This is a genomic window from Kitasatospora sp. NPDC127067 (assembly GCF_042724755.1).
GTDB classification, from domain to species: Bacteria; Actinomycetota; Actinomycetes; order Streptomycetales; family Streptomycetaceae; genus Kitasatospora; species Kitasatospora lactacystinica.
This window is the reverse complement of sequence record NZ_JBHXEM010000026.1, coordinates 13,290-32,953: the sequence shown is the minus strand read 5'-3', so window position 1 is coordinate 32,953 and position 19,664 is coordinate 13,290. Positions and strand designations below refer to the sequence as shown.

Below are 19,664 nucleotides of genomic sequence, written 5' to 3'. Positions count from 1 at the left end.
TCGTGACAGGAAGGGTCGATGACGACATGGGTCCAGCGGGCAAGAAGCCGTCCCCCGATCTGGCTTGCGGTCAGGGACCATACCAGTCATCCGGATTGCCGGACGGGCTGTGGCGGGCCCGTGACCAGGCCGGGTCCAGCCGGTGAAACACCCGGCGGGTGACCTGCGCCGATCGCGTAGATTGCGGGGGTGACGGCCGGGCCCGGGCCCCGCCGTACCCGCACCACACCGGAAGGGCGTACAGCGAGATGAGCGAGGACTCTCTGCGGGACGAGGTGCTGACCGCGCGGCGGATCGTCGTCAAGGTCGGCTCCTCCTCCCTGACCACGGCGGCCGGCGGCCTGGACGCCGACCGCGTCGACGCCCTGGTGGACGCGCTCGCCAAGCTGCGCGGCCGCCCCGGGGCGCCGGAGGTCGTGCTCGTCTCCTCCGGCGCGATCGCCGCCGGCCTGGCCCCGCTCGGCCTGGACGGGCGGCCCAAGGACCTGGCCCGCCAGCAGGCCGCCGCCAGCGTCGGCCAGGGCCTGCTGGTCGCCCGCTACACCGCCTCCTTCGCCCGGTACGGGATCAGGGTCGGCCAGGTGCTGCTCACCGCCGAGGACGCCAGCCGGCGCGCCCACTACCGCAACGCCTACCGCACCCTGGACCAGCTGCTGGCGATGGGCGCGATGCCGATCGTCAACGAGAACGACACCGTCGCCACCGCCGAAATCAAGTTCGGCGACAACGACCGGCTCGCCGCCCTGGTCGCCCACCTGGTCCGCGCCGACCTGCTGGTGCTGCTCTCCGACGTGGACGGCCTGTACGACGGCGACCCGTCCCGCCCCGGCACCAGCCGGATCGCCGAGGTGCGCGGCCCGCAGGACCTCGACGGCATCGAGATCGGCAGCGCCGGCAAGGCCGGGGTCGGCACCGGCGGCATGGTCACCAAGGTCGAGGCGGCCCGGATCGCCACCGGCGCCGGCATCCCGGTGGTGCTCACCGCCGCCAGCCAGGCCGCCGACGCGCTGGCCGGCCGGCCCACCGGCACGCTCTTCCTGCGCACCGGAAGCCGGACCTCCGACCGGATGCTCTGGCTGGCCCACGCGAGCAGCCCGCGCGGGGCGCTGCACCTGGACGAGGGTGCCGTCCGGGCGGTCGTCTCCGGCGGCGCCTCGCTGCTGCCGGCCGGGGTCACCAAGGTCGACGGGGAGTTCGCCGCGGGTGATCCGGTGGACCTTCTTGCCGAAAACGGCCACATCGTGGCTCGCGGACTGGTCAACTTTGATGCGAGGGAGTTGCCCCGCCTGCTCGGCCGGTCCACCCGCGACCTGGCCCAGGAGTTCGGCGCCGCGTACGAGCGCGAGGTCGTCCACCGCGACGACCTGGTCGTTCTGCGCGGCTGACCGGCCCGGCGGGCCGGCACCGGCCGCCCGGCCGATCGGCGCAGCGCGCACGGCGGGCCGCTCCGTACCGGGAGCGGCCCGGCCACGGGCGAGGAGGGGCGCAGCCGTACCGGTCGGCCGAGGGTCGACGGGGCCGGTGGGGACGACAGGACATCGCCGAACAGGAGGCCGCCGGTGGAACGCAGGCGCGAGGCAGCGCTGACCGCAGGGACGGCGGGCCGGCGGCTGACCAGCATCGACGGCGGGCGCGGGGACGGCCCCGCCGAGCCGGCCGGTCCGCCGCCGCAGAGGCCCGGCGGGGTGCGCAGGATGCGGCCCGAACGCGACCGGGCGGCCCAGCCGCCCACCGTGCCCGAGCAGGCGCGGCTGTGGCACGTGGTGCTGAGCGTGGCCGGGCAGGTCACCCCGCTGCCCTCGCTGCGCGCCTCACTGGAGCAGCTGGCGCACGACCACTCGTTCTTCCTGACCGCCCGCTACGCGGCCGACCACGCGGAGATCCGCTACTGGGAGCAGGCCCGGGACCTCCACGACGCGGCGGCCATCGCGCTGCGGCTGTGGGGCGAGCACAAGGTCACCGCGAACCTGCCGCCCTGGGAGATCGTCGGGCTGGAGGTGGTCGACCGGGCGACGTACCACAAACGGGTGGCGGAGGGCTTCGGCGACCCGCCGCCGCACCTGGGCGGCGTGCACCCGTACTGAGCCGCCCCGTACTGAGCCGCCTCGTGCTGGGCCGTCCCCGGCGGCCGGGCGGCCCCGTCGGGCCGGGGACCGTCGGGCCGGGACCGGCGGAGCGGCGTCTCACCGGGCGAAATACCGCCCGGGCGGGGCGGGTGCAGTCGCTACCCTTGGCGGCATGACCAGCGACCTCGCCACCGCCGACAGCCCCGTCCTCGCCGTAGCGCGCCGAGCCCGGGAGGCCGCCGCCGCGCTCGCCCCGCTGCCGCGCGGCGCGAAGGACGCCGCGCTGCTGGCGGTCGCGGACGCCCTGGTGGCCCGCGGCGCCGAGATCGTCGCGGCCAACGCCGAGGACGTGGAGCGGGCCCGGGCGGCCGGCACGGCCGAGTCGGTGATCGACCGGCTGACCCTGACCGAGGAGCGGATCGCCGCGATCGCCTCCGACGTGCGCGACGTGGCCGGCCTGCCCGACCCGGTCGGCGAGGTGGTGCGCGGCTACACCCTGCCCAACGGCCTGGACGTGCGGCAGGTCCGGGTGCCGCTCGGCGTGGTCGGCATCATCTACGAGGCCCGCCCGAACGTCACCGCGGACGCCGCCGCGCTCTGCCTCAAGTCCGGCAACGCGGTGCTGCTGCGCGGCTCCGCCTCCGCCTACCGCTCCAACACCGCGCTGGTCGCCGTGGTGCGCGACGCCGTCGCCGCGGCCGGGCTGCCCGCCGACGCGGTCCAGCTGGTGCCGGGGGAGAGCCGGGACTCGGTGCGGGAGCTGATGCGCGCCCGCGGCCACGTGGACGTGCTGATCCCGCGCGGCGGCGCCTCGCTGATCCGCACCGTGGTCGAGGGCTCCACCGTCCCGGTGATCGAGACCGGCACCGGCAACTGCCACGTCTACGTGGACGCCGAGACGGACCTGGCGATGGCCGTCGGCATCCTGCTGAACTCCAAGGCGCAGCGGGTCAGCGTCTGCAACGCGGCCGAGACGCTGCTGGTCCACCAGGACGTCGCGGACGCCTTCCTGCCGCTCGCGCTGGCGGCGCTCGCCGAGGCCGGGGTGACGGTGCACGGTGACGAGGCGGTGCTGAAGGCCGCCGAGGGCGGCCCGGCCACCGTGGTCCCGGCCACCGACGAGGACTGGGGCGCCGAGTACCTCTCGCTGGACCTGGCCGCCGCGGTGGTGCCCTCGCTGGACGCCGCCGTCGAGCACATCCGCCGCTGGTCCTCCGGCCACACCGAGGCGATCGTCACCACCTCGCAGGCCGCCGCCCGCCGGTTCACCCGGTTGGTCGACTCCACCACGGTGGCCGTCAACGCCTCGACCCGCTTCACCGACGGCGGTGAGTTCGGCTTCGGCGCGGAGATCGGCATCTCCACCCAGAAGCTGCACGCCCGCGGCCCGATGGGCCTGCCCGAGCTGACCAGCACCAAGTACATCGTCACTGGTGACGGCCACGTGCGGGGCGAGGCGGCGCAGACCGTGGGCGGGGACGCGCACGGCCGCTGAACGCCGGGTGAGGGGCGTCCGTCACACGTGTGACGGACCAACTGCCGGGAGCCACAGACAAATCGCCCGGCCGGTAATACGCTGAATCCGTGGCTGAGGATGTGGGGGGCTTCCCGTACCCCGACGGCGCCGACCACGGTGGTGCGGACGACGAGTTCGCCACCGTGGTCTTCGATGAGGCCTTCGTCCGGTCCGCCGCCGTGCACGAGCCGACCGCCAAGGAGCGGCAACTCGCCGCCGCCGAGGCCCGGTTCGAGTCGGACGCCGTGGGCCCGGGCTGGGGCTGTGACGTCCCTGCGGGGGACGGACTGCCGCTGGAACTGCGCCCGTACCCGAGCGGGCTCGACGCGGACCACCTCTACCCCGATCCCTGGTCGGGGCCGGACCGGGCGGCCGACCGCCGGGTCCGGCGGAGGTGGCGACGCGGCTACGACCCGGTGCGCTCCCGCGGGCGGTACGTGGCCCAGCAGCGGTGGCACCGGCCGGTGGCCTGGGTGCTCGCCGTGATCATGGGCGTGGGCCTGGTGGCGATCGCGGTCGCGGCGATCTACCAGGGCGTGGGCGGTTCCGCGGGAGCGCCCCGGCGCCCCGAGTCCGGCACCAGCAGCGCCGGGGTCGATCCGGGGCAGGCCCCGGCCGATCCCCCGCTGGTGGTCACGGCGCCGGCGGGCTAGGGCGGGCTTCGGCGGGCCGGGGCGGTCGCCCCGGGCGCGGGCGCACGCCCGGGGGCGGTGGTCACTGAGCGTTCCCGGGAATGTGCGCCCGCACCCTCGTGGCGGCGCCGGTGTCGGCCTACCCTGGTGGTGTGGGTGACCCGCGAGAGCCTCCGGAGGGTACGCCCGAGGGCGGTTCCGGCAACGAGGACGAATTCCGGTCCGTCGTGTTCGACGAATCGTTCGTGCGGGCTGCCCGCATCCAGGAACTGTCCGCCCGGGAGCGGCTGGCCGGCTCCTTCGGCAAGGCCACCCGGCCGCGGGTGCGGCTCGGCCCGCTGGGCACCGTCCCGCGCCAGGCGCTCATCCTGCTGCTGCTCATCCTGCTCGCCTTCGGGACCGCGGTGTACTTCGGCGTGAGCTCGCCGAGGGGGACCGCGGTGCGGCCCGAGGGCAGTCAACTGACCGTCAGCCTGGTCGCGTTGAGCCCGGCGTCGGCCGTCCGCCCGGTCGCCGACCCGGCGGACCCGTTCACCGCGCTGCAGCCCGGGTACGGGGACGGCACGATCGGGCTGAACACCCCGACCGGGGCCGCCACCGAGCACTTCAGCCGGGTCGAGGTGACCAAGGCGCTCGACACCGTCCAGCGCTACCTGGTCGCCTCCTCGCTGGCCCCGGCCGCGCTGGTCCAGGGCGCCACCGCCGACGTGCGGGCCTTCGTCACGCCCGGTGAGCAGGCGGAGTTCGACGCGAGCGTGGCGCAGCCGGTGGACGACCGGCACCACGCGGTGACCGGCTGGATGGTCCGCTTCGATCCGGCGCAGGTCGCGCTGGCCTCGAACACCGTGAAGGTGGCCGGCGCGATGCGGATCGACGAGGCGGACGGCGGGACCCTGCAGATCACCACCGACCACACTTTCGTCTACGCGCTGAAGCCGGCCGGGGCCCCGGCCGGAGCGCCGGTCACCCTGGAGACTGTGCGGCGGCAGCTGACCTTCGAGTTCGACCGGGTCGACCTGGCCTCGGCGCAGCTGCGGCTGGTGGACTCGGTGGTGCAGGCCGGTCCGGAGCCCTGCGACACCTCGATGGCGGGCTTCCTGCAGCCGGTGCTGGCCACCGCGCAGGGCACGGCGGTCGCGCCGCCGACGCCGGTCGACCCCGGCAACCACGCCCGGCCGGGCTGGCAGGTGTGCGCGGTGCTGGCGGGCGGCTGAGGCGCGCCCCGGCCGTGGAACGGCGAGGCGGCCGGTGCCCCGGACGGGACACCGGCCGCCGTCGCGGTCGCGGTGGGCCGGCGGTCGTCGCGGCCCCGGGGGTCAGCTGCCGTCGCGGTCCGCGGAACCCGAGCCCGAGGAACCGTTGCCCGAGGAGCCGTTGCGGCCGGCGGCGCCGGTGAAGGTGTCGCGGAGCTTGCCGCCGACGGTCGCCGCGCCGCCGGCGACGTCCCGGAGCAGGCCCATCAGCGGGTCCTTGCTCTCCTTGACCGAGCTGGTGTAGTGGTCGGCGGCGGCCTTCCACTGCTCGGAGACCGAGGCGTCCGGGTCGTCCGCGCGGCGCGGGTAGGCGCCGGCCACGATCGAGCGGTAGTCGTCGCTCTCCGCCCACTTCTTCAGCTGGGCGACCCGCACCACCGCGAAGGGGTGGGTCTGCGGCAGCAGCTGGAGCACCTTGAGCACGCCGTCGCGCAGATCGCCGGCCTTCTCGTACTCCTCGGCCTGCTCCAGGAAGGCGTCGACGTTCATCTCGGCCAGGTTGTGGCCGCCGGCCAGCTTCATCAGGGCCCGCATGGACGCCTGGAGGTCCTGTCCGGCGAGCAGGCCGGCCCGGTCGCTGGACAGCTCCGCCTTGCGGAACCACTCCTTGAGCGCGGTGATGATCGCGGTGATCGCCAGGTTGCCCAGCGGCACCCAGGCGATCCGGGTGGCGATGTTGGTGAGGATCATCAGCATCGTCCGGTAGACGGCGTGGCCGGACATCGCGTGGCCGACCTCGTGGCCGATGACGGAGCGCAGCTCCTCCTCGTCGAGCAGCTCGACCAGGCCGCTGGTGACCACGATGACCGGGGTGTCGATGCCGATGCAGTACGCGTTGACCGTCGGGTCCTGGGAGACGTACAGGTCGGGGACCTGCTCCAGGTCGAGCACGTAGGCGGCGTCCCGCACCATGTCGTGCAGCTCCGGGAACTGGCGCTCGGAGGTCTTCACGGCGGTGGCCAGGAACATCAGCCGGATCGCCCGCTCGGAGACCAGGCCGGCGAGCTTCTTCAGGATGTCGTCGAAGCCGGTGAGCTTGCGCAGCGCGACCAGGGCCGAGCGGTCCGCCGGGTGCTCCCAGGCCCGGGTGGAGATTCCGGGGAAGCGCTCGCGGCGGCGGCTCGGGGCCTTCACGGTCGTGTCGGTCATGGTCTGAGTACCTCCTGGTCGACGGCGGCCGCGGCCCGCTGGCCCGCCCCCCGTTGGTCTTCGCCTGCAACGACTGTCTGTGCAACGCGCGCGGTTGCGTACTCGTCCCCGGGGGCAGCGTACGCGCGGAGCGTTCCGGGGGAGGCGGGCGCGTCACCGGGGCCGGTGGGCGGCGTCGGTGTGAGGCCGGTTTAACCTGAGTCCTGGACGACCGAGACCGGACCCGGCCGCGGTACCGAGCAGTTCGAGGAGCCCCCGCAGATGTCCACCGACACGCTTGTCAGCCTGGCCGCGCCCATCTCCGACGAGACCGGCCCGGGCCTGTTCCTGCGGATCATCGTGGTCGCGTCCTTCGTGGGCATCGGCCTGCTGGTCTGGATCATGGCCCGCGCCTTCAAGAACAACTAGGGCCGCTCTCCCGGGCCTGTCACCGGGCCCGTTCCCGGCCGGCTCGCGGCCCGTTCCCGGCCGGCTCGCGGCCCGTTCCCGGCCCTTGCCCCCGGCTCGTGCTCACGCCCGGTCAGCGGCGGTGGGCCGCCGAGCGGTTGCCGTGTAACCCCCCGTACGATGACGGGTGGGCCCTCACCGGCCCGGAACCACCCCCAGGTCCGTTCCCCGAGCCGAGAAGGTCCCGCCGACCATGAGCACTGCTGCCGCACTCCCCGTTCTGAACCTTCTCGCCGAGGGCGAGGGGGGCAACCACGACAGCCTGAACCCGGCCCTGACCGGTGGCGCCGCGCTGTTCATCCTGCTGGTCCTGCTCTTCATCACCACCCGCTTCAACCGGGACCGCTGAGCCGGCCGCGCGGACCGCTCGGGGAGCGTCCGGCCACCGGCCGGCCGCTCCCTCACGCATCTGCGGAGAACCCCCACCCGGCCGTTCCCGCACCGTAACGGGTGTCGCGTAAGGTGTGGCGGCATGGGAGAGCAGGCCGGGAATCCCGGCGGACCGGAACCGGTGAAGAAGCGCCTCGGCGTGATGGGCGGCACCTTCGACCCGATCCACCACGGCCACCTCGTCGCCGCCAGTGAGGTCGCGAGCGCGTTCCACCTGGACGAAGTGATCTTCGTGCCGACCGGGCAGCCGTGGCAGAAGAGCGACCGCCACGTCACCCCGGCCGAGGACCGCTACCTGATGACGGTCATCGCCACCGCCGAGAACCCGCAGTTCTCGGTCAGCCGGATCGACATCGATCGCGAGGGCCCGACGTACACCGTCGACACCCTGCGCGACCTGCACGCCCTGCACCCGGACGCCGACCTCTTCTTCATCACCGGCGCCGACGCGCTCGCCCAGATCCTCTCCTGGCGCGACTCCGACGAGCTCTTCTCGCTGGCCCACTTCATCGGATGCACCCGCCCGGGGCACACTCTGTCGGACGCCGGGCTTCCGGTGGGCGGGGTCTCCCTGGTGGAGGTCCCGGCGCTGGCCATCTCCTCCACGGACTGCCGCAACCGGGTCGCCAAGGGTGAGCCCGTCTGGTACCTCGTCCCGGACGGCGTGGTCCGCTACATCGACAAGCGGGCGCTGTACGCGCCGCGCGGGGACTGATCCAGGAGCGGTGCATGACTGATCGCAGCGACGGCCGGCGGCCGGAGGACTGGTCCACCGGGCAGTACCAGCAGCCGTACCAGGGCTACCAGAACCCGCAGCAGCCGCAGCCACAGCAGCCGCAGCAGCCGCAGTCGTACGAGCAGCAGCAGTACGACCAGCAGTACGACCAGTACGGGCAGCCGGTGTACGGGCAGGACCCGTACGGCTACCAGCAGCAGGGTTACCAGGGGTACGACGGGTACCAGCAGGGCGGGCAGTTCCCGCAGCAGCCGCAGCCGCAGCCGCAGCCGCAGCAGCAGTCGTACGAGCAACAGCAGTACGACCAGCAGTACGACCAGTACGGGCAGCCGGTGTACGGGCAGGACCCGTACGGCTACCAGCAGCAGGGCTACCAGGGCTACCAGCAGCAGCCGTACCAGGCCGCCGCCCCGGTCGCCGCCGAGCCGCAGGCGCCGTCGCCGGTGCCGCCGTCGCAGGCCGAGGCCGTCGCACCCTCCGCCGCCGCAGCGGCCGCAGCGGCCGCAGCGGCACCCGCCGCCGCGCCGCCGCGTCCGCGGGTGCCCCGGCCCGCCGAGGAGGCGGTGCCGGCCAAGGCCGTGCCGCCGTCCGAGCAGGTCGCCGGGGCGCGGTCCGGGAAGGCCGGCAAGGCCGGAAAGGCCGGGAGCAAGGCGCCCAAGGACAGCTACACCACGGGCGAGTTCACCTTCGTCGACGAGGAGGCGGAGGAGACCGAGGACGTCATCGACTGGCTGAAGTTCGCCGAGTCCCGCAGCGAGGTGCGCGCCGAGCGCCGCCGCAAGCTGCGCAACCGGCTGATCGGCCTCGGCGCGGTGGCGGCGCTCGCGGCCGGCGGCGTCGGCGGCTACCTCTTCCTGACCGGCGACAAGCCGACCGCGGCCACCGCCGCCGGCGGCCGCCAGGTCAACGTCGTCCACCTGCGCGACCTCCAGGGCAAGGTGTCCAGCGCGCTGCTGGTCAACGACGCCTCCGGGAAGAAGGGCACGGTGCTGCTGCTGCCCGACAACCTGCGGCTGCCCGGCCCGGGGGACCCGCCGGTCAGCACGGTCGGCCAGTCCATGGACGGCATCGGCGCCTCGGCGACCCGCGAGGGCCTGTCCACCGTGCTGGGCGCCCCGGTGGCCGGCACCTGGCGGCTGGACACCCCGTACCTGGAACTGCTGGTCTCCCAGCTCGGCGGCGTCCGGGTGGACACCAACGCCGAGACCCACGAGGGCGGCAAGCCGGACGGCAAGCTGCTGTCCGCGGCCGGGAAGAACACCATGCTCAGCGGGAAGGCCGCGGTCGCGTACGCGACCTTGCAGGCGCCCGGCGAGAACCGGGACGCCCAGCTGGCCCGGTTCGGGCAGGTCCTGGACGCGGTGGTGCGCACCATGCCGACCGAGTTCAAGGACGCCAAGGACGACGTGCACCGGATGAACGCGGTGCTCGACCCCTCGCTGCCCGAGGACGCCCTCGCAGGCGTGCTCGTCCAGCTCGCCCAGCAGGCGAAGGACGGCCACTTCGGCACCACCGCGCTGACCGTCAAGCCGGACGGCAGCCTGGACGAGGCGACCGCGGGCAAGCAGGTCAAGGACGTGCTGGGCGGCACCGTGAAGTCCGCGGCCGTCGGCGACGCCCCGGTCCGGGTCGCGCTCCAGGACGCCACCGGCAACGACGCGGCGGCGGCCGCCGCGCAGGTCCAGATCGTCAACTCCGGCCTGACCTTCATCCCGGGCGGCGCCAAGGCGGCCCCGCAGCCGGCCAGTGAGATCCGCTACACCGACGACGCCCGGCAGGGCGCGGCGAAGTCGCTGGCGACCAGCCTCGGCCTGCCGGACACGGCGGTGAAGAAGGTGACCGGCGACGCCCAGAACGCGGACCTGCTGGTCCTGCTCGGCAAGGACTACCAGCCGCCGAAGAACCAGTAGGGCGGCGGCCCGGGCTCCTGCGGTCCGGGTGTCGCGGTGCGGTGGCCCGGGCGGGCCCGGAAAACGGTTCCGGGCCCGCCCGGGCGGCGTGAGATCCTGGAAGGCGACCCCGGCCGTGCGCCGGGGCACCCCAAGCCGCCGAGCCGGAAGAACACCGTGACCGTCACCGACCACAGCCAGCAGCTCATCACCGTCGCCGCGCAGGCGGCGGCCGACAAGCTCGCGCACAACATCATCGCCTTCGACGTCAGCGAGGTGCTGTCGATCACCGACGCCTTCCTGATCGCCTCCGCGAACAACGACCGCCAGGTCCGCTCGATCGCCGAGGAGATCGAGGACCAGCTGCGCGAGCAGCTGGACATCAAGCCGGTGCGCCGCGAGGGCGAGCGCGAGGGCCGCTGGATCCTGCTCGACTACCTGGACATCGTCGTGCACGTCCAGCACTCCGAGGAGCGCTCCTTCTACTCGCTGGACCGCCTCTGGAAGGACTGCCCCGAGCTGCCGCTGCCCGAGGACGCCGTGGCCTCGCGCAACCGCCCGGACGCCCACACCGACGAGGCCGGCAACGCCGTCGCGCCCGCCGACGACTTCGGCAAGCCCGAGGATCTGCACTGAGCCGCGGCGCGCGCGGCCCGCGCATCGTCTTCTGGCGGCACGGCCAGACCTCCTGGAACCTCGAATCGCGTTTCCAGGGCACCACGGACATCGAGCTGACCGGCCAGGGCGTCCTGCAGGCCCAGCGGGCGGCCCGGCTGCTCTCCGGGCTCCGTCCCGACCTGCTGATCTCCTCGGACCTCAAGCGGGCCCGGCGCACCGCCGCGGAGCTGGCCGAGGTCACCGGGCTGGACGTGCAGCACCACGAGGGCCTGCGGGAGACCTTCGCGGGCTCCTGGCAGGGCCTGACCAACGCCGAGATCCGCGAGCGCTTCCCGGAGGAGTACGAGGCCTGGGCGGCCGGCGAGCCGGTGCGCCGCGGGGGCGGCGGCGAGCTGGCCACCGAGGTCGCCGACCGCTCGGTGCCGGTGGTCCTGGAGGCCGTCGGCAAGCTCCCGGAGAACGGCACGCTGGTCGTGGTCAGCCACGGCGGGACGATCCGCACCATGCTCGGGCGGCTGCTCGAACTGGAGCCCTCCCAGTGGGAGCGCTTCGGCGGACTGTCCAACTGCTGCTGGTCGGTGCTCGGCCTGGGCACGCGCGGCTGGCGCCTGCTGGAGCACAACGCGGGCACGCTCCCGCAGCCGGTCATCGGCGACGACACCTGAGCGGTACCGGTGCGGGCGGCACCGGGGGCCGGGGGCCTCTCGGGGCCCTCGGCCGGGGTCCGGAGGGAGCGGATTTCGCAGTTCCGGCCCTGACCAGCTAGAGTCTTCCTCGTTCGCAGGGAAGGAACGCGGCCCGGAAGGGAAGCGGGAGATCCGGTGAGTGCGGGGCTATAGCTCAGTTGGTAGAGCGCTTGCATGGCATGCAAGAGGTCTGGGGTTCAATTCCCCATAGCTCCACTCCGCATCGGCGGTCGTGGTCAGCCAGGGTCGTCCGTGTCGCGGGGCTATAGCTCAGTTGGTAGAGCGCTTGCATGGCATGCAAGAGGTCTGGGGTTCAATTCCCCATAGCTCCACAGCAGTTCGGAAGGCCGTCACCCAAGGGGTGGCGGCCTTCCGGCGTTCCGGGCCCGGCCGGCCTCAGGCTTCGCAGGTGTGGCTCCAGCCGCCCGGCGGCAGCGAGTCGAGCCGCTCCACCCGCTCCCGGTCCTCCGGGCCGGCCGGCAGGTACACCACGATGTAGCACTCGGGCACGCCCGGCATCGTCAGATAGGTGGCGTTCAGCCGCAGCACCCCGACCTCCGGGTGGCGGAACACCCGCAGCCAGGCCTCCGGCGGCGCGACCTCCTGGCGGTCCCACAGCTCCCGGAACAGCTCGCTGCGCGCCGACATCCGCTGCACGTGCGCCTCCCAGGCCGGCTCGCCCACGTGCTTGCCGTACGCCGAGCGCAGCACCGCCACCATCCGCGGCAGGGTCTCCTCCCGGTTCTCGCACGGGTTGCAGCACGGCGGGGCGGTCAGCATGCACCAGAGGCTGTTGAACACCACCCCGCGCGACGGGCGCATCCGGTCTGTGCCGAACATCGCGCGGTACGGGCCGTTGAAGCCCAGCACGTCGAACCGGGTGTTGGAGACCGCCGCCGGCAGCGGGGCCAGCGAGTCCAGGATCACCTGGATCGACGGCGACAGCTCGGGCACCGACGGCAGCGCCCGCGCCGAGGCGGACACCCCGGCCAGCCGGAACAGGTGCTCGTGCTCGGTGCCGTCCAGCCGCAGCGCCCGGGCCACCGCCAGCAGCACCTGCTCGCTCGCGTTGATCGGCCTGCCCTGTTCGAGCCACGTGTACCAGGTGACCCCGACCCCGGCGAGCTGCGCGACCTCCTCGCGCCGCAGCCCCGGCGTACGACGGCGCAGCCCCGGCGGCAGCCCCACGTCCTCGGGGGTGACCCGCGCCCGGCAGGCCTTCAGGAAGCGGGCCAGCTCGGTGCGGCGGCGGTCGCGCCCGCCGGCCGCGGCGGGCAGTTCCTCCAGGACGGTCATGGCCCCATGGTGCCGCAGCCCGGGCCGCCGATACAGGTGCTGCCGGTACCAGGATCGGCAGGCTCTAACCACCAGTACCGGTACGGGGCCAGGCTGACTGCCATGACGGACCTTCAGACCCGGCCCCGCGCGGCCGCAGGCGCCACCGGCGCCCCGGCGGTACGGCCCGGGCTGCTCCTCGCGCTCGTCCTGTGCGGGCAGTTCATGGCCGTGCTCGACGTCTCCATCGTCAACGTCGCGGTCCCCACCATCAGAACCGACCTGGGCGCCTCCGGCGCCGCCCTCCAACTGGTCATCGCCGGCTACACCATCGCCTACGCCGTCCTGCTCATCACCGGCGCCCGGCTCGGCGCCCGGTACGGCTACAGCCGGCTCTTCCAGCTCGGCCTGGCCGCCTTCACCGCCGCCTCGCTGGCCTGCGGCCTCGCCCCGGCCACCGGCTGGCTGATCGCCTTCCGGCTGCTCCAGGGGGCCGGCTCGGCCCTGATGGTGCCCCAGGTGATGAGCCTGGTGCAGCGCACCTTCACCGGCGCCGCCCGGGTCCGGGCGCTCGGCCTCTACGCGGCGGTGCTGGCCGGCGGCATGGCGCTCGGCCAGGTGATCGGCGGCGTCCTGGTCAGCGCCGACCTGTTCGGCAGCGGCTGGCGGCCGGTGTTCCTGGTCAACGTGCCGATCGGCGTGGTGCTGCTCGCGGCCGGCGCCCGGCTGCTGCCCCGGCTGCCCGGCGACGCCACCCGGGGCTTCGACCTCCCCGGCCTGGTGGTGCTCGGCGCGGCCCTCGGCCTGCTGGTGGTCCCGCTCGTCCTCGGCCACGAGCTGGGCTGGCCGGTCTGGGGCTGGGCGATGATCGCGGCCGGTGTGCTGCTGTTCGGCCTGTTCGTGGCCGTCGAGCGCCGGATCGCCCGGCGCGGCGGACAGCCGCTGATCTCCGGGCGGGTGCTGGGCGCGCCCGGGCTGCGCCCCGCGGCCGCCGGACTGTTCGCGATCATGGCGGCCTTCGCGGGCTTCATGTTCGCCTTCGCCCTCCACCAGCAGGCCGGGCTCGGCCACACCGCGCTGAAGGCCGGGCTCTGCTCGGCGCCCGTCGCCGTCGGCTTCGGCATGTCCAGCATGCACTGGCACCGGCTGCCCGGCCGGCTGCACCGGATCCTGCCGGCGCTCGCCGGGGTGCTGCTCGGCGGCGGCTACCTGCTGCTCGGGCTGCTGCTCGGCGACGGGGCGGAGATCGGCGCCGGGCCGCTGGTGGAGATGGCCGTGCTCGGCCTGGCCGCCGGCTGCGCGTACGCGCCGCTGGTCGCCCGGGCGCTCGCGGGGGTGGCGCCCGAGGACGCGGCCGACGCCAGCGGGGTGATGGTGACGGTCATCCAGCTCGGCCAGGTGATCGGCGTCGCGGTGCTGGGCTCGGTGTTCCTCGGCCAGGTCGACCTGCCGGCGCCGGCCGCCGAGTCGGGGGCGGCGTTGCGGACCACGCTGCTGGTCGACGCCGCGGCGGTGCTGGTGGCCGCGGGCTTCGCGGTGCGCGGCCGGCGGGCGGCGGGGTAGCGGGGGCGCGGTCGGGGGTCGGCGGTAGGTCGGTGGGGTGCGGTCGGGGGTGCGGCAGCCGGGTGCGGGCGGAGGGCAGGGGTCGGGTGCGGGCGGCGGGCGGCACGTCAGCTGGGCGCGTGCGCGGTTGCCGTGCGCCCCGGGCGGGAGGCGCACGCCCGGGGCGCGGAAGAAGGACTCCCCGGGCTCCGCGGACGGGGCTCGCGGGGCGCGTGGTGCGGACCTCGGGAAACGGATTTCAGGAGCACGCCCAGGACCGTGTAAAGTAGTCGATGTCGCCGAGGGAAACGGCCGGAAACAACCGGGAATCACGGTGACATCGCAGGTCAAGGGGCTATAGCTCAGTTGGTAGAGCGCTTGCATGGCATGCAAGAGGTCTGGGGTTCAATTCCCCATAGCTCCACAGCAGTCGAGAGCCGCCTCCCGGAAACGGGAGGCGGCTCTTCGCCGTTCTGCCCGCGCCACCGGTCGCGACGGCCGGAATCCCGCTACCGTCGTGCCATGGCCGATCTGGAGCGAAGGCGGAACGAGGAACTGGCCCGGATACTCCACCAGCTCGGATGGAGTCCGGAACGGCTCGCCCGCGAGGTGAGCCTCGCCCTGCCACCGGGCCTCGCCATCAGCTCCACCGCCCCGTACAAGTGGCGCGACCGCGGCATGGTGCCGCGCAGCCCGCACGACCAGGCGGTCTGCGAGGTGCTCAGTCGGACCCTCGGCATCGCCGTCACCTACGAGCAGCTCTGGGGCCGGATGGGCGGCCACCGCGGCGCCAAGATCCTCTCGCCCCGGCTGCTCACCGACCCGTGGACCGCCGACACCGCCCAGACCGCGCTGCGCGAAGCCGCCACCGACGCCGGACCGGTCCGCCTCACCGACCTGTTCCGCAGCGCCGACCTCGACCAGGCCGCCGCCCGCCTCGACTCCCCGCCACCGCCCGTCGGCGGCGGCGAGGGCGCGCTGCGCGTCGAACCCGGGCTGGTCGGCGAGCTCGGCCTGTCCTACCGCAGCAAGCAGAAGCTCGAACGGGCCTGCGGCGGCGGCCTCGTCCTCGGCCCCGTCCGGGCCGAACTCGCCATGCTGGCCAAGCTGCTGGAACTCGGCGCGTACGACGAACGGCTCGGCCGCGAGTTGTACGGCACGGCCAGCAGACTCGCCCGGCTGGCCGGCTGGGCCGCGTACGACCTCGGCCACGACGCGGCCGCCCAGCGCGCCTTCGTCGCCGCGCTGCGCGCCGCCCACGTCGGCGGCGACCCCCGGCTCGGGGTCGCGGTGCTCGGCGCGCTGGTCGTCCTCGCCACCCAGGGCCCCGGCGGGCGCGGACTGGACGCCGTCTCCGCGCTCGCGACCGCCCTGGACACCCACGGAGCCGCGCTCGGCCCCACCGCCCGGGCCCGCCAGTACGGCCGGCTCGCCCGCGCGTACGGCCGGCGGGGCGAGGCCGAGCTGGCCGAGGCCGCCGCCGCCCGGGCCTTCGCCGAACTGGACGGCCTGCCCGGCGCCGAGGAGACCCGGGCCGGCGTCGCCGGGATGGTGGGGGAGGGACGGCTGGCGCTCGGCGGGTACCGGATGGCGAAGGTGCTGCTCGCCGAGGCCGTGGCCGGGCTCGGGCCGGGACGGGCCCGCTCCAAGGCGCTGCTCATGGTGCGCCTCGCCGAGGCCCACCGCAGGCTCGGCGACCAGCGGGAGGCGGCCCGCACCGCCGCACTGGCGCGCTCGCTCGCGGCGGGGATGCAGTCCGAGCGGCTGGCGAAGGCGCTGCGGGAGTTCGACGCGGCGGGGCGGGCGGCGGCGCGGTAGGGCTCTGCGGATCTCCGGCGCGGTCCGGTCCGGTCCGGTCCGGCCCGGCGCGGTCCGGGCCTGGATCCGCTCTCCGGCCCCGTCCCGTACGGCCCCGCGCGCCGTCCCGTCCCGTGCGGCCCGCATGCCTGCGTGCGGGGCCGCACGCAGGCATGTGCACCCCGCAGCCCGCCGACCCGCTTGCGGTACCCTGAGCCCATGCGAACCGTGCGCCTGCTCCTTAGCCGGCCGCGCTGACCAGGACCGGCTGAGCCCTCGGGCGGTGCCGGAGTCGGCGTGGCGTCCCCTCCTGCGAGGGGATTTTTTGTTTTCCGCCCCCGACCCCGTCCCGGGCCGGGTACACGGGCCGGCCGCCTGTGCGGTTCGCCAACCGACATCGATGGAGCTTGAAGGACCATGAGCGAGACGACCCCTGCGTCCGGCGCGGCCGAGACCGTGACCGAGCCGTTCCGGTACAGCGCCGCGCTGGCGGCCGAGATCGAGTCCCGCTGGCAGGACATCTGGGAGAAGGAGGGCACCTTCCACGCCCCCAACCCCACCGGTGCGCTGGCCGACCCGGCGGCCGGCGACGTCACCGCGAAGCCGCACAGCTTCATCATGGACATGTTCCCGTACCCCTCGGGCGCGGGCCTGCACGTCGGACACCCGCTGGGCTACATCGCCACCGACGTCTTCGCCCGCTACCAGCGGATGACCGGCCACAACGTGCTGCACACGCTGGGCTACGACGCCTTCGGCCTGCCCGCCGAGCAGTACGCCGTGCAGACCGGCACCCACCCGCGGGTCTCCACCGAGGCCAACATCGCCAACATGCGCCAGCAGCTGCGCCGGCTGGGCCTGGGCCACGACCCGCGCCGCTCGATCTCCACGATCGACCCGGAGTACTACCGCTGGACCCAGTGGATCTTCCTGCAGATCTTCAACTCCTGGTACGACGCGGACGCCCGCAAGGCCCGTCCGATCGCCGAGCTGGTCGCCCGGTTCGAGTCCGGCGCGCGCGAGCTGCCGGGCGGGCGCGCCTGGGCCGAGCTGTCCGTCGCCGAGCGCGACGAGGTGCTGGGCGAGTACCGCCTGGCCTACGCCAAGGAGGTGCCGGTCAACTGGTGCCCGGGCCTGGGCACCGTGCTGGCCAACGAGGAGGTCACCGCGGACGGCCGCTCCGAGCGCGGCAACTTCCCGGTGTTCAAGTCCAACCTGCGCCAGTGGATGATGCGCATCACCGCGTACTCGGACCGGCTGATCGAGGACCTGGACCTGCTGGACTGGCCCGAGGCCATCAAGCTGCAGCAGCGCAACTGGATCGGGCGCTCCGAGGGCGCCCGCGTCGACTTCGCCGTCGACGGCGGGAAGATCACCGTCTTCACCACCCGGCCCGACACCCTGTTCGGCGCCACCTACATGGTGCTGGCCCCCGAGCACGGCCTGGTCGACTCGATCGTCCCCGCCGCCTGGCCCGAGGACGTGCCCGCCGAGTGGACCGGCGGCGCCGCCACCCCCGCCGAGGCCGTCGCCGCCTACCGCGCCACGGCCGCCGCCAAGTCGGACGTCGAGCGCCAGGTCGAGGCCAAGGTCAAGACCGGCGTCTTCACCGGCGCCTACGCCGTCAACCCGGTCAGCGGCGAGTCCGTGCCGGTGTTCATCGCCGACTACGTGCTGATGGGCTACGGCACCGGCGCCATCATGGCCGTCCCCGCCCACGACCACCGCGACTTCGCCTTCGCCCGCGCCTTCGCGCTGCCGATGCGCTGCGTCGTCGAGCCGACCGACGGGCGCGGCTCCGACCCGGCCGAGTGGGACGACGCGTTCGACACCTACGACTCCGTCATCGTCAACTCCGCCCGCTCCGAAGGCGACCTGTCGCTGAACGGGCTGAGCGTCGTCGACGCCAAGGCCGCCGTCACCGCCTGGCTGGCCGAGCGCGGCATCGGCGAGGGCACCGTCAACTACCGCCTGCGCGACTGGCTGTTCAGCCGCCAGCGGTACTGGGGCGAGCCCTTCCCGATCGTCTACGACGAGGACGGCGTCATGCACGCGCTGCCCGAGTCGATGCTGCCGGTCGAGGTCCCCGAGGTCGACGACTACTCGCCGCGCACCTACGACGCGTACGACGCCGCCTCCTCGCCGGAGACCCCGCTGTCGCGCAACGAGGCCTGGGTCAACGTCGAACTGGACCTGGGCGACGGCGTCCGGAAGTACCGCCGCGAGACCAACACCATGCCCAACTGGGCCGGTTCCTGCTGGTACGAGCTGCGCTACGTCGACCCGTCGAACTCCTCGGCGGTCGTCGACCCGGCCAACGAGAAGTACTGGCTGGGCCCGACGGAGACCAAGCCGGCCGGTGGCGCCGACCTGTACGTCGGCGGCGCCGAGCACGCCGTGCTGCACCTGCTGTACGCGCGCTTCTGGCACAAGGTGCTGCACGACCTGGGCCACGTCTCGTCCGTCGAGCCGTTCCACAAGCTGTTCAACCAGGGCATGATCACCGCCGACGTCTACCGCGACGAGCGCGGCTTCCCGGTGCCCGCCGCCGAGGTCGAGGAGCGCGACGGCCAGTACTTCTGGCAGGGCGAGCCGGTCAAGCGCGAGGCCGGGAAGATGGGCAAGTCCCTGAAGAACGCCGTCGCGCCGGACGACATCGCCGACGAGTACGGGGCCGACACGCTGCGCCTGTACGAGATGTCGATGGGCCCGCTGGACGTCTCCCGCCCGTGGGACACCCGCGCCGTCGTCGGTTCGTACCGCTTCCTGCAGCGCCTGTGGCGCAACGTCGTCTCGGAGACCACCGGCGAGCTGGTCGTCACCGACGACGCGCCCGACGAGGCGACGCTGCGCGCCCTGCACAAGGCGATCGACGGCATCCGCGGCGACATGGCCGGGCTGCGCTTCAACACGGCCGTCGCCAAGGCCATCGAGCTGAACAACTACCTGGTCAAGCGCGGCTCCACGCCGCGGGCGGTGGCCGAGCAGCTGGTGCTGATGGTCGCCCCGCTGGCCCCGCACATCGCCGAGGAGCTGTGGCGCCGACTGGGCCACGGCGACTCGCTGGCGCACACCGACTACCCGGTCGCCGACCCGGCGTACGTGGTGGACGAGACGGTGACCTGCGTGGTCCAGATCAAGGGCAAGGTCAAGGCGCGGCTGGAGGTCGCGCCGGGCATCTCGGACGCCGAGCTGGAGGCGCTGGCGCTGGCGGAGCCGGCGGTCGTCGCGGCGATCGGCGGGGCCGAGGTGCGGAAGGTGATCGCGCGGGCGCCGAAGCTGGTGAACATCGTCACCGGCTGAGTGCGGCTGAGCTTGATCGAGCGCGGCTGTGCGCGGCTGCCGAGGCAGCGAGCGCGGAGCGGTCGGGCGGGCGTCCTTCGGGGCGCCCGCCCGGCGTTTTGCGGGAGGTGGGGGCCGGAGGGGTTTCCCGCCCGGCGTTTCGCGGAGGGGCCGGCGGTTTCCGCCCGGCGTTTCGCGGAGGCGTCGGAGGGTGCTCGCGGGGGCTTTCCGAGGCGGTCGGGGACCCTCGGGGAGATCCCGGATCTGACCCTGATCTCCGTCCGCGGGGGCCGCTCGGGCTGCCCCCGGACGGCTTCCGGCGGCTACCGTGGAACCCTCGGCAATTGCGGCCCGCGTTGGGCCCGGTGGGGGCCGGAACGACGGCG

Annotated in this window: 16 protein-coding genes and 3 tRNA genes; 17 read left to right on the top strand and 2 right to left on the bottom strand. The window is 74.0% G+C overall.

The genetic code is table 11. The features are described from left to right. The first annotated feature begins 248 nt into the window (after window positions 1–248). From proB to ACFWJ4_RS14175, 5 genes are all read left to right on the top strand, one after another. Window positions 249–1,385, top strand: coding sequence for a glutamate 5-kinase (proB, locus tag ACFWJ4_RS14195; protein WP_380543256.1), 1,137 nt, complete (start codon window positions 249–251; stop codon window positions 1,383–1,385). A 174-nt stretch (window positions 1,386–1,559) separates the two neighbouring features. Next, window positions 1,560–2,084, top strand: a complete 525-nt coding sequence (locus ACFWJ4_RS14190) for a hypothetical protein (protein WP_359910956.1) — start codon at window positions 1,560–1,562, stop codon at window positions 2,082–2,084. Window positions 2,085–2,238: 154 nt separating this feature from the next. Beyond that, the gene (locus ACFWJ4_RS14185; RefSeq protein WP_380543253.1) at window positions 2,239–3,561 is read left to right on the top strand and encodes a glutamate-5-semialdehyde dehydrogenase; all 1,323 of its coding nucleotides are present in this window, start codon (window positions 2,239–2,241) and stop codon (window positions 3,559–3,561) included. Between the two features lie 89 nt (window positions 3,562–3,650). Further along, on the top strand, window positions 3,651–4,235 hold the full coding sequence (locus ACFWJ4_RS14180; RefSeq protein ID WP_380543250.1) for a hypothetical protein: 585 nt from the start codon (window positions 3,651–3,653) through the stop codon (window positions 4,233–4,235). A gap of 131 nt (window positions 4,236–4,366) precedes the next feature. Continuing rightward, on the top strand, window positions 4,367–5,428 hold the full coding sequence (locus ACFWJ4_RS14175; protein ID WP_380543247.1) for a hypothetical protein: 1,062 nt from the start codon (window positions 4,367–4,369) through the stop codon (window positions 5,426–5,428). Between the two features lie 102 nt (window positions 5,429–5,530). Here the strand turns inward: ACFWJ4_RS14175 and ACFWJ4_RS14170 are convergent, their stop codons facing one another. Further along, complete coding sequence (locus ACFWJ4_RS14170) at window positions 5,531–6,616, bottom strand: M48 family metallopeptidase (RefSeq protein ID WP_380543244.1); 1,086 nt, start codon at window positions 6,614–6,616, stop codon at window positions 5,531–5,533. A gap of 261 nt (window positions 6,617–6,877) precedes the next feature. Here ACFWJ4_RS14170 and ACFWJ4_RS14165 point away from each other — a divergent pair, with 261 nt between their 5' ends. The 8 genes from ACFWJ4_RS14165 to ACFWJ4_RS14130 all read left to right on the top strand — a co-directional run bounded on the left by ACFWJ4_RS14165 (window position 6,878) and on the right by ACFWJ4_RS14130 (window position 11,714). Continuing rightward, window positions 6,878–7,024, top strand: coding sequence for a hypothetical protein (locus ACFWJ4_RS14165; RefSeq protein ID WP_359910966.1), 147 nt, complete (start codon window positions 6,878–6,880; stop codon window positions 7,022–7,024). A gap of 232 nt (window positions 7,025–7,256) precedes the next feature. Continuing rightward, complete coding sequence (locus tag ACFWJ4_RS14160; RefSeq protein ID WP_359910967.1) at window positions 7,257–7,412, top strand: hypothetical protein; 156 nt, start codon at window positions 7,257–7,259, stop codon at window positions 7,410–7,412. Window positions 7,413–7,535: 123 nt separating this feature from the next. Continuing rightward, complete coding sequence (gene nadD / locus ACFWJ4_RS14155; RefSeq protein WP_049658574.1) at window positions 7,536–8,168, top strand: nicotinate-nucleotide adenylyltransferase; 633 nt, start codon at window positions 7,536–7,538, stop codon at window positions 8,166–8,168. Between the two features lie 14 nt (window positions 8,169–8,182). Then, on the top strand, window positions 8,183–10,099 hold the full coding sequence (locus ACFWJ4_RS14150; RefSeq protein ID WP_380543241.1) for a LytR C-terminal domain-containing protein: 1,917 nt from the start codon (window positions 8,183–8,185) through the stop codon (window positions 10,097–10,099). A 156-nt stretch (window positions 10,100–10,255) separates the two neighbouring features. After that, window positions 10,256–10,714 carry a ribosome silencing factor gene (gene rsfS, locus ACFWJ4_RS14145; protein WP_359910971.1) on the top strand — a complete coding sequence of 153 codons (459 nt, stop codon included), beginning with the start codon at window positions 10,256–10,258 and terminating at the stop codon, window positions 10,712–10,714. Beyond that, window positions 10,711–11,361 carry a histidine phosphatase family protein gene (locus ACFWJ4_RS14140; RefSeq protein WP_380543349.1) on the top strand — a complete coding sequence of 217 codons (651 nt, stop codon included), beginning with the start codon at window positions 10,711–10,713 and terminating at the stop codon, window positions 11,359–11,361. The genes rsfS and ACFWJ4_RS14140 overlap by 4 nt, the downstream gene beginning before the upstream one ends. A gap of 164 nt (window positions 11,362–11,525) precedes the next feature. After that, window positions 11,526–11,598 (top strand) — tRNA-Ala (locus tag ACFWJ4_RS14135). A 43-nt stretch (window positions 11,599–11,641) separates the two neighbouring features. Then, window positions 11,642–11,714, top strand: a tRNA-Ala gene (locus ACFWJ4_RS14130). A gap of 64 nt (window positions 11,715–11,778) precedes the next feature. On the opposite strand, the gene ACFWJ4_RS14125 is transcribed toward ACFWJ4_RS14130, so the two are convergent. Continuing rightward, window positions 11,779–12,678, bottom strand: a complete 900-nt coding sequence (locus ACFWJ4_RS14125; RefSeq protein ID WP_380543238.1) for a helix-turn-helix transcriptional regulator — start codon at window positions 12,676–12,678, stop codon at window positions 11,779–11,781. A gap of 102 nt (window positions 12,679–12,780) precedes the next feature. On the opposite strand from ACFWJ4_RS14125, the gene ACFWJ4_RS14120 reads away from it, so the two are divergent. The 4 genes from ACFWJ4_RS14120 (at window position 12,781) to leuS (ending at window position 19,299) form a co-directional block, all read left to right on the top strand. Further along, window positions 12,781–14,220, top strand: a complete 1,440-nt coding sequence (locus ACFWJ4_RS14120) for an MFS transporter (RefSeq protein WP_380543235.1) — start codon at window positions 12,781–12,783, stop codon at window positions 14,218–14,220. Between the two features lie 330 nt (window positions 14,221–14,550). Beyond that, window positions 14,551–14,623, top strand: a tRNA-Ala gene (locus ACFWJ4_RS14115). 98 nt (window positions 14,624–14,721) lie between these two features. Continuing rightward, window positions 14,722–16,017, top strand: a complete 1,296-nt coding sequence (locus tag ACFWJ4_RS14110) for a hypothetical protein (RefSeq protein WP_359910979.1) — start codon at window positions 14,722–14,724, stop codon at window positions 16,015–16,017. A gap of 396 nt (window positions 16,018–16,413) precedes the next feature. After that, window positions 16,414–19,299, top strand: a complete 2,886-nt coding sequence (gene leuS, locus ACFWJ4_RS14105) for a leucine--tRNA ligase (RefSeq protein ID WP_380543232.1) — start codon at window positions 16,414–16,416, stop codon at window positions 19,297–19,299. The last annotated feature ends 365 nt before the right edge of the window (window positions 19,300–19,664 follow it).